Here is a 13,474-nt window from a genome sequence, read left to right on the forward strand (position 1 = left end):
ACAGCTCGACGAGGCACTTCGACGACACACCGATGAGACTCTTCGACCGTACGGAGCGGGGCACTGCCGGGGTATCCGGGAAGCTCCCGGATCCGGGGTGGGGAAAGCCCCCGAATCAACCCTGAGGTCCCGTCGCCTTGCGACTGTCCGTTAGGGGTTCCCGCATCGAATGCGCGACCTTTTCGAGTGATGCTCGTTGAGTGCGATGAAGTGATCTTCGGAGTGGTTGTCGGGGGTGGCGATGAGCGGGCTCCGCGAGCTGAAGGCGCCGTTCGTCGTGCCCGGCCCCACCGGGGTGGCGATTCGCGCGCGGCTGCGGGTGTCCTCGGCGGACGAGACGGTGCTGGCCGAGGTGGGCAGATTCCTCGGCTCTCTGGCTTCCAGGGATCTCGCGGAGCGGTCTCGGCGAGGGCGCGCTGCCGACGCAACCTCCTGGGCTGTGCGGAAAAGAGCCCTGACCGGGGCCTCGTCGGCACGGTGGGCGGGCAGCATCACCAAAGGCGACGGACGACCTCTGGACGCTTGCGAGGCGCGGCCAGGCCGCCGAGATGACGTGGTTGAGGGGGCAGATCACAGGCATCGAGGCACGGCTTGCGCGACCGCTGGGTGCCAAGGCCGACAAACGAGCCGGGTTGGAGCGCGGCTATGGCACTCGCGCGGAGTGGCATGCGAAGTCTCGTCGCCGCGGCGCGCTTCAGCACCGGCTGACCGGTGTCGAGGCGGACTGGACGGCCGGCCGGGCATGCGTCGTGCGCGGCGGCAAGCAGCTCGCCAACGCGCGTCATCATCTGCCCGAGACCGCGCGGGACCGGTCGGTGTGGCAGGAGCGATGGCGGGCCGCCCGAATGTTCCTCGCGGCGGACGGAGAGTCGGGCAAGCGCTGTGGCAATGAGACGATCCGCGTCACTGATACCGGGCAGCTGTCGATCAGACTTCCGTCAGCCCTGACACACCTGGCGAACGCCTCGCACGGTCGGTACGTGCTGGATGCGACTGTGGCCTTCAATCACAGGTCAGGGGAACGGCAGGAGCGGATCTTCAGCGACAGAGCGGTGGCCTACCGCATCCACCTCGACGTCTCGCGCTACCGCTGGTACATCACCGCTTCTTGGAAACGCGCACCCATCCCCGCACTGCCGCTCGGGACGGCCTTGGCGCGCGGTGTGGTCGCGATGGACATGAACGACGACCACCTCGCCGTATGGCGTCTCGACGCGCACGGCAACCCCGTTGGCGAGCCCCGCCGCTTCTCCTACGACTTGTCGTCGGGCAACGCGCAGCACCGAGATGCTCAGATCCGGCACGCGCTGACCCGGCTGCTGCGCCACACCCGGAACACCGGGGCCACGGCGATCGCGGTGGAAGATCTCGACTTCACCGACAGCGCGAGCCGGGAACGACACGGCCGGAACAAGCGTTTCCGACGTCTCATCTCTCGCTTCCCCACCGCCAAGCTCAAAGCCCGGCTGGTGGCGATGGCCGCCGAGCAGGGCATCGCGGTCGTCGCGGTGGATCCGGCCTACACCTCCCGTTGGGGCGCTCAGCACTGGCAGCGGCCCCTTACCGGCAAGATCCGCGAAGTATCTCGCCACGATGCAGCAGCCGTGGCGATCGGACGGCGCGCCCTGGGGCACCCGATCCGGCGACGGACGGCACCGCCCCCGCACGACCGGAGTGATGGTGCGGGGCATCGGACCGTCCAGGCCGGGCCAGGAACCCGACGGCGTGAGGAACCCCGCCCCCGCCTTCCCGGACCACGGACAGGATCCGTGCGGCCCGGAGGCGGAGTGAACGTGGGGGACCAGCGTGCCCAACACCGCTCGGGGCACGCGGCTGAGCAAGGACCCTGGCAACGGGACCTACTTCCGCTCAGTCCCTCAGGAATGGCTACGCCTGCCCGGGGCCGTGAAACCGGTTTGCAGGGCAGGGCCCGGGACAATGTAGGCTGTCGACCTGTCCCGGGTGCGTAGCTCAGCGGTAGAGCGCCTGCCTTACAAGCAGGATGTCGGCGGTTCGACACCGTCCGCGCCCACAGATGAAATAAAGCCCAGCTCGATCGGGCTTTAACGGCCCTCCGGAGTGATCTCCGGGGGGCCGTTTTCGCGATCCAAATGTTCAGAGATCAAGATCGGCGGCGGCAACGTAAGCATCCTGGGCCGCTGGACGACACCGACCGGAGCCGGCGGCGGGATTCGAACCCGCGTCGCTCTCTTTGCAGGAGAAGTAGCCGCAGCCTGCGCACCTGAACGATGCCAACCGTACGGCGCCCCCCCGGCCCCGGCACCTCAATTACTGGGCCTGATCCACCAGTCGGCGATGCCGCGTGCCGCCGTCACTCCGGGATCTTGCTCCGGCCGGCGTGCTTGGCCTCATTCAGCGTGCTTCAGCTTCATGCGGGCGTCCACCCGTTCCGCCCCCGTGATCTCGGCCCAGAAGCGGTGGCCGCTGACGAAGACGGCGAGTTCGTGTTCGCGTTGTCTGAGCTTCTCCACCTCGGCCTGTTCGTCGGCCGTCCAGCCCGGGGAGGCGGGGCGTTCCACCTTGCGCCAGCCCGCGGTGTCGCTGAATCCGTCCAGGGGCTCGACCGACCAGGGAAGCCGCTTGAGCAGGGCCGACAGCTCGGCCCGGACCTGATGCAGCTCCTCCTGACCGGCGAGGAGGTCACTCGGAAAGTCATAGGTCGTAGCCACGGCGCAATGCTACGCCTGTTCGATTTAGGGGTGCGAGTTTCTTGGGGTAGTTCGTGTGTTCGAGTGTGGAGGCGTCGTCAGCGGGGTCCGGCACGGCTTCCAGGGGCCCTGGAAGCCGTACCGGACCCCTGGATCAGTGACCTGCGGCCTTCAGGTCGTTCACCAGGCGGGTCGCCACCGGTGCCGGTACGCCGTGGTGGGCCGCCGCGCGGAGCAACGCGCCGCCGATCGCGTCGAGTTCGAGGGGGCGGCCGGCCTCGGCGTCGCGTTGCATGGAGGACTTGGTCCCGGGTGGGAAGGCCTCGTAGCGGGCGAGGGTCTGGGCCGGGTCCGTGGGGGCGCCCGAGGCGCGGCTCACCGTCGCCGTCTCCTCGACCAGGGCCGTCAGCTCCTCGCGGTGGCGGGTGCGGATGTCGCCCAGGGGGAGGGCGTATCGGGTGGTGAGCAGGGCCAGCGGGGCGAGGAAGGTCATCTTGGACCAGAGGGCCGCCGTCTCGTCCGGCAGGACCCGCGTCGTCGGGCCGGAGGAGTCCAGTACAGCCGCCAGCCTGTCCAGGCGATGCCGTGGCACCTTGTCGCCGGTGAGGTCGATCTCCGCCAGCGGGCTGCCGTGCACGATCTCGCCGGGGGACAAGCGCGTCGACTCCGTCCGGATCGCCGCCGGGGCGACCGTCTCCTCGCCGTAGCGGGCCCGCAGCGTCGCCGGGTGCTCCACGCCGTTCAGGAACGGCACCAGGAGCGCGTCGCCCAGTACCTCCGGCGGTACGCGCTCCAGCGCCGCGTCCAGCGTCGTGTGCTTGACCGCCACCAGACACGCGTCCACCGGCGTGCGCAGCACGGTGTCCGCCGCCACCTCCGCCGCGAAGTCGCCGAACAGACCGCTGCGGACCCTGATTCCGGAGGTGCGGAGGGCCGCGGCGGTCTCCTCGCCGGCCAGGCAGATCACCCGGTGCCCGGCCCGGGCCAGCAGTCCGGCCAGCAGGCCGCCGATGCCGCCCGGGCCCAGCACGGCCACGGTCAGCTTCTCGTCGCGCGTCGACTTCTCGTCGTACGCCACATTCTCGTCGTGCGTCATCACACGAAGTCCCTTCGTCGGTCGGCCCCTTGAACGGTGGCCGCCTCGCAAAGGATCATCGCAGACCTCACAGACGTACGGTCTCGCCCGGTGCCAACAAGTGCAGTCGCTCCGTCAGTCCGGCCTCCGCGAAGGCCTTCGTCAGGGTCGGGCCGTCCTGGGTGAAGTGGCCCCAGTGCTCGAAGTGCAGCGGTACGACATGCCGGGCGCCCAGGACGACGGCCGCCTCGGCTGCCTGCTCGCTGGTCAGGGTGAGGGTGGCGTCCGGGACGACGGGAGTGCGCGCCGCGCCCGCGAACAGCACCGCCACGTCGAACGGGCCCTCGCGGTCGGCGATCTCCCGTACCCGGTCGAGGGAGGCGTTGTCGCCGCTGACGTACACCTTGGGCAGGCCCTCGCCGGACAGTACGAAGCCGGTGACCTCGCCGACGAGGGGTTCGGAGCCCTCGGGGCCGTGCAGGGCGGGGACGGCGGTGACGCGTACGGCGCCGATCTCGACGCTCTCCCAGGTGGGGAGGGGGTGGATCAGGGAGCCGAGGCGGCCGTGGGCGGCGGGAGTGGACAGGACGAGGGGGACTTCGGTGAGGAACGCGCGGCCCGCCGGGTCCAGGTTGTCGGGGTGCTGGTCGTGGGAGAGGAGCACCGCGTCCACCGGGCCCAGGTCGGCCGCCGTGGTCGCCGGGCCCGTTGTCTTCACCAGCCTGCGGTTGCCCACGGGGTACTCCCCGGGCGCGTCGAAGGTGGGGTCGGTGAGGAGACGCAGGCCCCCGAGAGACAGAACGGCGGTCGGGCCGCCGACGTAAGAGATCTCCACTGTCGTCATGTTCCGCACAATCCCGTGGAGCCCCGGCGCTATTCCCGGCGGCGAGCGAGACTGGACGCATGTGCCGAAGCATCAAGACCCTCCGCCCGCCCGCGCTGCCCGAGGAGGCCACGGACGACGAGATCCGCGCCGCCGCCCTCCAGTACGTACGCAAGGTCTCCGGCTTCCGGGCCCCGGCCGCGCACAACAAGGAGGTCTTCGAGCAGGCGGTGGCCGCGATCGCCGAGGCGACCGCCGCACTGCTGGACGGCCTGGAGATCCGCGGTGTCACACAGAGAGCCGGGTGACCGGGTCGTACCTCAGGGGCGCGGGGCTGTGCCGATATACGGCTCCGCCGCGTGGGCGCGACCAGCCACGACGGCGCCGCAGCCGGACCATCACCTTCATGCCGGCTGGCGGCGCATCACGTACGCCGCTCCCGCTCCCGCTGCGAACAGGGCCAGCACCGAGACCCCCGTCGCCAGCCATGTCGTACCCAGCCACTGGGCGCCGTAGTAGCCCAGGGCCACGCTGTACGCCGCCCAGGCCAGGCCCGCCAGGGCCGACCAGGGGAGGAACTCGCGGATGCGGCGGTGTGCGGCGCCCGCGACGAAGGAGACGACCGAGCGGCCGGCCGGGGCGAAGCGGGCGACGACGACCAGGGGGCCGCCGCCGCGGGCGAGGGCGGAGCCGAGACGTTCCTGCGCTGTGGTGAGGCGTCGGGAGCGGGCGATCGCGCGGTCCAGGCGGGCGCCGCCGCGCCAGGCGAGGCGGTAGGCGACCAGGTCGCCCAGGACCGAGGCGGTCGCGGCGACGAGGGTGAGCAGCAGCAGGTCGGGGACGTCACCGGGGACCTTGCCCGCCGCGGTGCCCGCGGCCGCGGCCGTGGCGGCGGTGATGACGAGGACCCCGCTGGGCAGGACCGGCAGGAACACGTCAAGGAGTACCGACGCCGCCACCAGCGCGTAGATGACCCCTGGGCTGCCGGTCAGCGCACCCACACTCCCAAGACTCTCGAACACCGTCAGTCACTCCCCGTTTCCCCCGTAACAGCCCTACAGCGTACGCCCGGGGTGTGACAGCAGGTTCAAGGGGGGCTCGTGTGTCCGGCACAGGATATTCACTCCGCTGCCACGTTCCGGGGGGCGGTTCGCGCGGGTGTCGCTTAGCACGGGAGAGGGGTGACCCATCACCACAAACGTGAGGAACGGTACACATCATGGTGGCAGGAATATGCGCGGGTGCCGTCGCCGCGGCCGTGTTCGCGGCCGGCGCCGGCGGGGCCCACGGCTACTCGATGCGGACGGACGCCCAGTTCGCACCGCCCACCGCCTTCGTCCCGTCGGCCGCGGTGACGTACGACATGGAGCTGGTCCCGGCCGCCTCCTGGATCGAGGTGCGTCAGGAGAGCAAGGAGCTCGGGCCTACGACCGTGAAGCTGCGGGTGGCGGGGCTCGTGCCCGGTCACGCGTACGGCGTCCATGTGCACCAGAAGCCCTGCGCCGCCGACCCCGCCGCCGCGGGCGGCCACTACCAGCACGAACCGTCCACCGAGCCGCACCACGTCAACGCCGAGAACGAGGTCTGGCTCGACTTCACCGCGGACGAGGGGGGCGGCGGCGAGGCTGTGGCAACCCACGAGTGGGGCTTCAGGCAGGGGGAGGCGTCGTCCGTCGTCATCCATGACGAGCCGGGGACCAAGGGGGCGCGGGTGGCGTGCTTCACCGTGCCGTTCGGGTGGGAGACCGTCTGAGGTGAGGTGGGGGGCTGAGACGCGAACGGTGCCCGTCCCTCGCGGGGGCGGGCACCGTCGTGTGCTGGTGGGGCTCAGTCGCAAGCTCAGGCTCAGGCGGCCACGGGTGACTGCTCCGTGGCCGGCTTCGTGGTGGCCGTCGCGCGCTTGGCGAGCAGCCGGTCGAGGCCGAAGGCGCCGGAGCCGGTGAAGACCAGCAGCAGGAAGGCCCAGCAGAACATCGCCGCGCCCTCTCCGCTGTTCTCGATCGGCCACAGGGCGTTCGGCTGGTGCACCTTGAAGTAGGCGTAGGCCATCGCGCCCGAGGCGATGAACGCGGCGAAGCGGGTGGCCAGGCCGATCAGGACGAGTGAGCCGCCGACGAGCTCGATCGCGGCCGCGTACCAGCCGGGCCAGGTGCCCAGCTCGACGGTGCCGCCCTCGCCGTCCGCGCCGCCGAGCACGCCGAAGAGGGCGACGGCGCCGTGGCAGGTGAAGAGCAGGCCGACGACGATGCGGAACAGGCCGAGGACGTACGGCTGGGCGCTGTTGAGGCGTCCGGTCATGTGGGGGGTACTCCTACGGTCGGGCCGGTCCGTGGGGAGGACCGGTCTGGGGACGGAACCGAGCGAGCGCTCCACGTTAGGACGACCTAATCGATGCTTGCAAGTTCAACATTTGGCCATGCGTTTGCTTCCGTTTGAGGTTCCGTTTCGCCCGTCGCCGCACGTAGAGCCGCTCTCGCCACCGCGTCGGAGTCCGAAAGCATGACCGAATCCACACCTGGCCGGGCGCCCGCCGCCGTCACCCAGTGCACCCCCTCGGTCGGCACCCCGAATGCCAACCTCCGTGCGTGCGCACGACCTTGACGGTTGATCAGGTAGTAGGGGCGCGGTGTCACGTCCAGCCCGCCCGTCTCGTAACCGTCCACCGCGTGCGGCCGGCACTGTCCCGTCCTCAGCAGCCGGGCGAGGAGGCCGTCGGCGGTGTGCCGCACATCCGGTTCCGGAAGCCGCGCCTCTATGAGCGTCGTCACCCGTACGTCGGACCCGGGCACCTCGGGCGAGCGCGCCACCCACGCCCCGTCCTCCGCCCGCACCTCCAGACGCGGCCCGAGCACCTCCACCACGCCCGCCTCCATCAGCGCCACCAGCTCCTCGACGCGCCGCCGGGGTGGGCCGATGGACAGGAAGGCGTTGAGCGGGGTGTACCAGCGGTCGAGGTGGTCGCGGCGCGAGGCACCGGCGATGCCGCCGTGGTCGACGATCAGACGCAGCTCGTTGCGCAGGTCGCGCAGGACGTCGAGGGCCGCCTTGAGAGGGCCGGTCACATTGCCCAGGGCGGCCTGCGCGGCATCGGCGCGGAGGTGCGCGAGGAGCCAGTCGCGCCACTGCTCCGGGTGGGCGAAGTCCCGTCCCGCGTACGGCCGGGAGATCCGCTGCCAGTTCCAGCGGTCGGCCTCCGGGACGCCGAACTCGTCGAGGATCGCGGCCTCTTGGGGGTCGCCGTGCGGGGTGGCGAGGAAGCGGTCCGTGAAGTCTGGTGATTTCACCAGTACTTCGTAGTAGACCGTCTCCACCTCCTTCGCCACCAGCGGCCATATCTCCGCGAGGAAGTCCGGCGCCTCGCCCGAGTCGGCGCGCTTGCGGAAGCCCGCGATGACCTCCGGGGTGAGGACGAGCGGGGTGTGACGGCCGTACGGGCCCTTCGCGTTGTCGCCGCGCGCCTGGTACGGGATGCCGCGCCGGGAGCCGGCGTAGAGGCGGGGCTCGCGGCCGGAGGGGATGTACCGCAGTCCGGACCCGGACCTGTCGGGTACGAACCGGCCGCCTCGGCCGGTCGTCAACAGGGCTGTGTGGTCGAAGAAGTTGAGGCCGAGGCCGCGCAACAGCACCGGTTCGCCGGGGGAGATGGCGGAGAGGTCGACGTCGGCCGGGTTGGCGGGCGGGATGTGGAGCAGGCCGTGGGATGCGGCGTACGCGGAGTTCTCCCGCTGGGCCCGGTCCGGGACGGTCGGGAGATGGCCCTGGGCGAGGACGACCGCGGACAGGCCGGTCAGTTCGCGGCCGTCGTCGAGGGTGAGGACCTGACGGCCGTCGTCGGCGTCGTCGAGCCGGGTCGCGCGGGCCGCGTGCGTCCGTATACGAACACCGGGCGGCGCCTCCCGCACCGTACGGGCGAACACCCACTCCAGATAGCGGCCGTAGTGGGCGCGGGTCGGGTAGTCGTCGGGGCCCAGTTCGCCGGCCGCCCACTCGTGGAGGCTGGGGCCGGGGCGGACGGGTCCGGAGCAGTCGACGCTGTCGTCGGTGAACAGGGTCACTTGACCGGCCACGGTGTTTATCAGCAGGTCGGCGGGTTGCGCGGTCCGCCAGACGCTGCCGGCGCCGGGCGGTGCCGGGTCGACCACGTGGACGGTGAGCCGGGCGCCGGGCGGGAGCAGTTCGGGGGCGGAGGCGCAGAGGCGTTCCAGAACGCTGGTGCCGCGCGGCCCGGCGCCGACCACGGCGACGGAGACCGGCACGCATGCCGTGGTCGGTGCGGACAAAAGGGGGACTCCCGGGCGTGTGGGGGCGCATGGGGCGCGTGGGCGCGTGGGGGCGCTGGGCAACTGACCCGCCCGCGGGAAGCGGAGGGTCCGCCTCATCATGCCGTCGCCGGTCACGGAAGCCAACGGGGGTCCCGGCCACCTCGTACGTCACCCGCGTTTCGGCGCCGCGCTCACTTCTCGCTCAGCACCGACTCCGCCGCCACCGCCAGCCGGGCTTTCCCGTCCCGTACCGCCCGTGCCTGTTCCAGTCGCAGCCGTGCCGAACGGCCCCGCAGGGTGAGGGTCATGAGCTGGTTGCCGAACCAGGGGCCGCCCGTGCGCCGCCAGTCCACCGAGGGGCGCGGGCAGCCGCCGTGGCCGGCGAAACGGCGTCCCAGCGCCCGCGCGGCCGCGCTCCAGCCGAAGCGGAAGCCGAGGCGTATGGAGAGCGGGATGGAGTTGTGGACGGGGGAGCAGGTCAGCTGGAGCACCCGCGCGTCCGGGCCGCCGCCACCGCCACCATCACCGCTACCGTCGCCGCCGCCCGTCGGCCACGTCGGCTCGGCGATGTACGCGTGATGGACGTCCCCCGACAGCACGCACACCGTCGCCGGGGCGTCCGGCCCGGACCCCGCCTCCGCTATCAGCGCCGTCAGCGCCTCGAAGGACGTCGGGAAGGCCGCCCAGTGCTCCAGGTCCGCCCGCCGCCGCAGATCCTCCCCGAACCGCGCCCAGCGCGCCCCCCGCTCCCCCCGGCAGAGCGCCGCGTTCCATGCCTCGGCGTCATGCACGAGATGCGGCAGCAGCCAGGGCAGGGAGGTGCCGATGAGGAGATGGTCGTAGGATCCCGGCGCGTCCAGCGCCTGCTCCCGCAGCCACTCGGCCTCGCCCGGGTCGAGCATCGACCGGCTCTCCTCGTCGAGCACGCGCGCCGCGCGGGTGTCGACCATCAGCAGCCGTACGCGTCCGAAGTCCCGCCGGTAACTCCAGCGCACGGACGCCGGATCGACGTCGGCCTTGCACGCGAAGGCCCGCAACTCGTCGGTGCCGTCGGGGGTTCGGCGTACGGCGGCGTAGAGCGGGTCGGTGGCCAGTTCGACGGGGGAGAGGTTGCCGAGGTGCTGGTGGACCCAGTACGACATGAGCCCGCTCAGCAGCCGCTCGCGCCACCACGGGGTGGACCGCATGTCCTCCAGCCAGGCGGCGGAGGTGTTCCAGTCGTCTATGACGTCGTGATCGTCGAAGATCATGCAACTGGGCACGGTGGAGAGGAGCCAGCGGATCTCCGGGTCGAGCCAGGACTCGTAGTAGAGGCGGGTGTACTCCTCGTAGTCCGCGACCTCGTTGCCCGGCGGATCGCTCAGATCACGGCGGGCGGCGAGCCAGCGGCGGGTGGCCGGGGAGGTCTCGTCGGCGTAGACCTGGTCGCCCAACAGGACGAGCACGTCCGGCCGTTCACGGTTCGGGTCGGCCGCGATGCGGGCCGCGAGGGTGTCCAGGGCGTCGGGGCCGACGGGGTCCTTCTCGCCGTCGGGCGGCGCGGCCCAGCGGCAGGAGCCGAAGGTGACGCGGACGGTGTCGTCCTCGGCCGGGGTGCGGATGACGGAGTCGGGGAACGGTGAGTCGGGCAGCGGCCACACCCGTACGCCGTCCAGGAGCACCTCGTAGGACCGCTCGCTGCCCGGGGTGAGACCGGCCACGGGGATCAACGCGTAGTAGTGGCCCGCGATCTGGAACGTGCGGGCCTGTCCGCCGGTGCCGTCCGGGCAGCGCACCTCCGCGGTGCACGGACGGCTCGCCTCGACCCACAGGGTCGCGGACGAGCCGTCGACGTACCTGAGCAGCGGTCCCAACCGAAGTTCGGCCACGTGATCCCGCCCCTCTCTGGTCGGGTTCACCTCCGGGGCGCCTCAGCCGGTGTCGAGACGACGATCGTGCTCAGCCCTTCGGGCCTCCGCGCGTTCGCCCTCTCGACACCGGCGCGCCCCTTCGGTTCACCCTCCGACGTCGCCCCGTACGGTACGGAACGACGGAGGGCGGTGGGGAGGTTCCGTTACTCAATCGTCAGCAGCTGGACAGGTAGCTGGTGAGGGCGCTCTTCTCGGCGGAGTCCACGGAGAGGTCGTAGTAGTACTTCACCTGGACCCAGGCGCGGACGTAGGTGCAGCGGTACGAGGTGACCGACGGCATCCACTCGGCCGGGTCCTGGTCGCTCTTGGCCTGGTTCACGTTGTCGGTGACGGCGATGAGCTGCGGGCGGGTCAGGTCGTTGGCGAAGGCCTGGCGCTGGGCGGTGGTCCAGCCGCTGGCGCCCGAGTCCCAGGCCTCGGCGAGCGGGACCAGGTGGTCGATGTCGAGGTCGGAGGCGGCGGTCCAGGTGGCGCCGTCGTAGGGGGAGTACCAGGTGCCGCTGGTGGCGGCGCAGGCGGAGCTGGTGACGACGTTCGTACCGTCGCGCTTCAGGACCGTCTCACGGGTGTTGCAGGTGCCGGAGATGGTGATCCAGTGCGGGAACAGGTCCCGGTCGTACCCGGTGCGGTCCTCCGTCGCCACCGTGAGGGAGGCGAGGTAGGTGCGGGCGGTGGCGGCGCTGACCGGGGTGGGCAGCGCGGCGGAGGCGGTCGGACCGTTGAAAAGTCCGACCGAGGCTATGAGACCGGTGAGCGCCGCGAGTATGCTGAGCCGTCGACGCGCGTAGAACTTCGCCATGCGAACTCCTATGAGGGGTGGGGGTGTTGGTGCGCGAGCGTTGGAATGCTCGCGGCGCCGTGTTGCGGGGAGGTGTGCGTCGGGTAAGAAGTTAATGACGCGTACATGACACGACAAGGTTTATGGCGAAACGATCTCGTATGATTGACGGAGTTGAAGGGGAGTAGCTCTTCGCCGGACCGTCGACATACTGCTCAGCTCGTCTGAGCCGGCGCCCGGAGGCAGGTCGCTCGCGACCGGCCAGCGAGACCTTCGGCCAGTAGTGCACTGACTGTGTGCTGCCGTGCCGAGGTGTCGTTTTTCGCGGTAACACTCTCGGTGGGGCAGCCCCTACCGATTGAGGAAACCTTGATCAGCTTTACCGTGACGGCCGTGGTCTTCGGCGTCGTCTTCCTCGCGGAGCTGCCGGACAAGACGGCGCTGGCGGGGCTCGTGCTCGGGACGCGTTACCGCGCGTCGTACGTCTTCGCCGGTGTGGCCGCCGCCTTCGCCCTCCATGTGGCGCTGGCGGTGGCGGCGGGCAGCGTGCTGACGTTGCTGCCGCAGCAGATCGTGCACGCGCTCACCGGGGTTCTCTTCCTCGGTGGTGCCGCCGTGCTGCTGATGAAGAAGGACGAGGATGAGGAGGAGATCCGGCGGCCGGAGAACCAGTCCTTCTGGAAGGTCGCGGGGGCCGGGTTCATGCTGATCCTCGTCGCCGAGTTCGGTGATCTCACGCAGATCATGACCGCGAATCTCGCCGCCCGTTACGACGACCCGCTCTCCGTCGGGCTCGGGGCCGTGCTCGCGCTGTGGGCGGTGGCCGGGCTGGGCATCGTCGGGGGGAAGGCGCTGATGAAGCGGGTGCCGTTGCGATTGATCACGAAGGTGGCGGCGCTGCTGATGCTGGCGCTCGGGGTGTGGAGCCTGTGGGAGGCCGTCGCCGGGTGAGCTGAACGGTGGGTGAACAGTTTCGGGGGGTGCTGGCGCAAACGGGTCCTCGTTTTGTACCGTAGAGAAACAAAGTGGCTTCCCGTCCGTTTTCCCTGACCGGCGGGCGGGGGCCGCCTTGTCCCTCCGGGGGTCGACGGTGCCATCCGTCCCCCCTTTCGCGCGCCCCTTGGAGCTGCCGATGACGGCCACCGCCGTGCCCACCGTGCTGACCGCCCGTGCCCTCCTGCTCGACATGGACGGCACCCTCGTGAACTCCGACGCCGTCGTCGAGCGGTGCTGGCGGGGGTGGGCCTCGCGGCACGGGCTGGACGGCGACGAGGTCATGAAGGTCGTCCACGGGCGGCAGGGGTACGCCTCGATGGCGCTGCTGCTGCCGGATCGGCCGATGGCGCAGAACCACGCCGACAACGCCCGCATGCTCGCCGAGGAGACGGCGGACATGGACGGGGTGGTGGCGATACCGGGGGCGGAGGAGTTTCTCGGGTCTCTGAGCGGGGTGCCGCACGCGCTGGTGACTTCGGCGGATGTCGCCCTCTCCACGGCCCGGATGGCGGCGGCCGGCCTTGCCCTGCCGGAGGTGCGGGTGACCGCCGAGTCCGTGGGGGCGAGCAAGCCGGACCCCGAGGGGTTCCTGAAGGGCGCCGCGGAGCTGGGCGTGGCGCCGGAGGACTGTGTCGTGTTCGAGGACTCCGGGGCGGGGATCGCGGCGGGGCGGGCCGCGGGGATGCGGGTGGTGGGGGTGGGGCCTCGGGCCGACTTCTACGAGCCGGATGTGGTGGTGCGGGATCTGACCCGGGTGCGGGTGGAGAGTGCGGGGGACGGGACGGTTCGGCTGTACGTGCGGTAGGGCGGGGCGGCGTGGTTTGGACGGGCTTTTCTCGCCCCCGCCGCCCCTACCCGTCCCATCCCCAGGGGCTGCCGCCCCTTCGACCCCGCCCTTCCTGGGGGCTGCGCCCCCAGACCCCGCCTTTTCGGCCCTTAAGGGGCCTCGTCCTCAAACGCC

At 71.0% G+C, this 13,474-nt stretch carries 12 protein-coding genes, 2 tRNA genes and 1 pseudogene; 6 read left to right on the forward strand and 9 right to left on the reverse strand.

Translation table 11 applies throughout. From position 1 onward, the window contains the following. Positions 1-241 precede the first annotated feature (241 nt). Positions 242-1,970 (forward strand): annotated as a pseudogene (locus tag ABZ928_RS50270) (IS200/IS605 family accessory protein TnpB-related protein). Continuing rightward, positions 1,961-2,032, forward strand: a tRNA-Val gene (locus tag ABZ928_RS50275). Before ABZ928_RS50270 ends, ABZ928_RS50275 begins: the two are co-directional and overlap by 10 nt. 145 nt (positions 2,033-2,177) lie before the next feature. Here the strand turns inward: ABZ928_RS50275 and ABZ928_RS50280 are convergent. The 4 genes from ABZ928_RS50280 to ABZ928_RS50295 all read right to left on the reverse strand — a co-directional run bounded on the left by ABZ928_RS50280 (position 2,178) and on the right by ABZ928_RS50295 (position 4,588). Then, positions 2,178-2,276: transfer RNA gene (locus tag ABZ928_RS50280), tRNA-Cys, on the reverse strand. 93 nt (positions 2,277-2,369) lie between these two features. After that, positions 2,370-2,690, reverse strand: a complete 321-nt coding sequence (locus ABZ928_RS50285) for a hypothetical protein (protein ID WP_361535961.1) — start codon at positions 2,688-2,690, stop codon at positions 2,370-2,372. Between the two features lie 133 nt (positions 2,691-2,823). Then, positions 2,824-3,765, reverse strand: a complete 942-nt coding sequence (locus ABZ928_RS50290; protein WP_361535963.1) for a 2-dehydropantoate 2-reductase — start codon at positions 3,763-3,765, stop codon at positions 2,824-2,826. 67 nt (positions 3,766-3,832) lie between these two features. Then, positions 3,833-4,588 carry an MBL fold metallo-hydrolase gene (locus ABZ928_RS50295; RefSeq protein WP_361535965.1) on the reverse strand — a complete coding sequence of 252 codons (756 nt, stop codon included), beginning with the start codon at positions 4,586-4,588 and terminating at the stop codon, positions 3,833-3,835. A gap of 59 nt (positions 4,589-4,647) precedes the next feature. On the opposite strand from ABZ928_RS50295, the gene ABZ928_RS50300 reads away from it, so the two are divergent. After that, positions 4,648-4,875 carry a DUF2277 domain-containing protein gene (locus tag ABZ928_RS50300; RefSeq protein ID WP_361535967.1) on the forward strand — a complete coding sequence of 76 codons (228 nt, stop codon included), beginning with the start codon at positions 4,648-4,650 and terminating at the stop codon, positions 4,873-4,875. 96 nt (positions 4,876-4,971) lie between these two features. Here ABZ928_RS50300 and ABZ928_RS50305 read toward each other — a convergent pair whose 3' ends face one another. Then, entirely contained in the window at positions 4,972-5,589 is a 618-nt protein-coding gene (locus ABZ928_RS50305) for a VTT domain-containing protein (RefSeq protein ID WP_361535969.1), read from the reverse strand. 197 nt (positions 5,590-5,786) lie between these two features. On the opposite strand from ABZ928_RS50305, the gene ABZ928_RS50310 reads away from it, so the two are divergent. Then, positions 5,787-6,320, forward strand: a complete 534-nt coding sequence (locus ABZ928_RS50310; protein WP_361535971.1) for a superoxide dismutase family protein — start codon at positions 5,787-5,789, stop codon at positions 6,318-6,320. A gap of 92 nt (positions 6,321-6,412) precedes the next feature. Here ABZ928_RS50310 and ABZ928_RS50315 read toward each other — a convergent pair whose 3' ends face one another. The 4 genes from ABZ928_RS50315 to ABZ928_RS50330 form a co-directional block, all read right to left on the reverse strand. Continuing rightward, complete coding sequence (locus ABZ928_RS50315) at positions 6,413-6,865, reverse strand: DoxX family protein (protein WP_361535973.1); 453 nt, start codon at positions 6,863-6,865, stop codon at positions 6,413-6,415. Positions 6,866-6,951: 86 nt separating this feature from the next. Then, positions 6,952-8,847, reverse strand: a complete 1,896-nt coding sequence (locus ABZ928_RS50320) for an FAD/NAD(P)-binding protein (protein WP_361535975.1) — start codon at positions 8,845-8,847, stop codon at positions 6,952-6,954. Between the two features lie 173 nt (positions 8,848-9,020). After that, on the reverse strand, positions 9,021-10,697 hold the full coding sequence (locus tag ABZ928_RS50325) for an alkaline phosphatase D family protein (RefSeq protein WP_361535977.1): 1,677 nt from the start codon (positions 10,695-10,697) through the stop codon (positions 9,021-9,023). A 196-nt stretch (positions 10,698-10,893) separates the two neighbouring features. After that, positions 10,894-11,538 carry an HNH endonuclease family protein gene (locus ABZ928_RS50330; RefSeq protein WP_361535979.1) on the reverse strand — a complete coding sequence of 215 codons (645 nt, stop codon included), beginning with the start codon at positions 11,536-11,538 and terminating at the stop codon, positions 10,894-10,896. Positions 11,539-11,886: 348 nt separating this feature from the next. Here ABZ928_RS50330 and ABZ928_RS50335 point away from each other — a divergent pair, with 348 nt between their 5' ends. Continuing rightward, positions 11,887-12,468: a TMEM165/GDT1 family protein gene (locus ABZ928_RS50335; RefSeq protein WP_361535981.1), complete on the forward strand. Its 582-nt coding sequence runs from the start codon at positions 11,887-11,889 to the stop codon at positions 12,466-12,468. A gap of 181 nt (positions 12,469-12,649) precedes the next feature. Next, complete coding sequence (locus ABZ928_RS50340; RefSeq protein WP_361535983.1) at positions 12,650-13,318, forward strand: HAD-IA family hydrolase; 669 nt, start codon at positions 12,650-12,652, stop codon at positions 13,316-13,318. Positions 13,319-13,474: the final 156 nt, after the last annotated feature.

The organism is Streptomyces sp. NPDC046909 (assembly GCF_040644695.1).
In the GTDB taxonomy this organism is placed as follows: Bacteria; Actinomycetota; Actinomycetes; order Streptomycetales; family Streptomycetaceae; genus Streptomyces.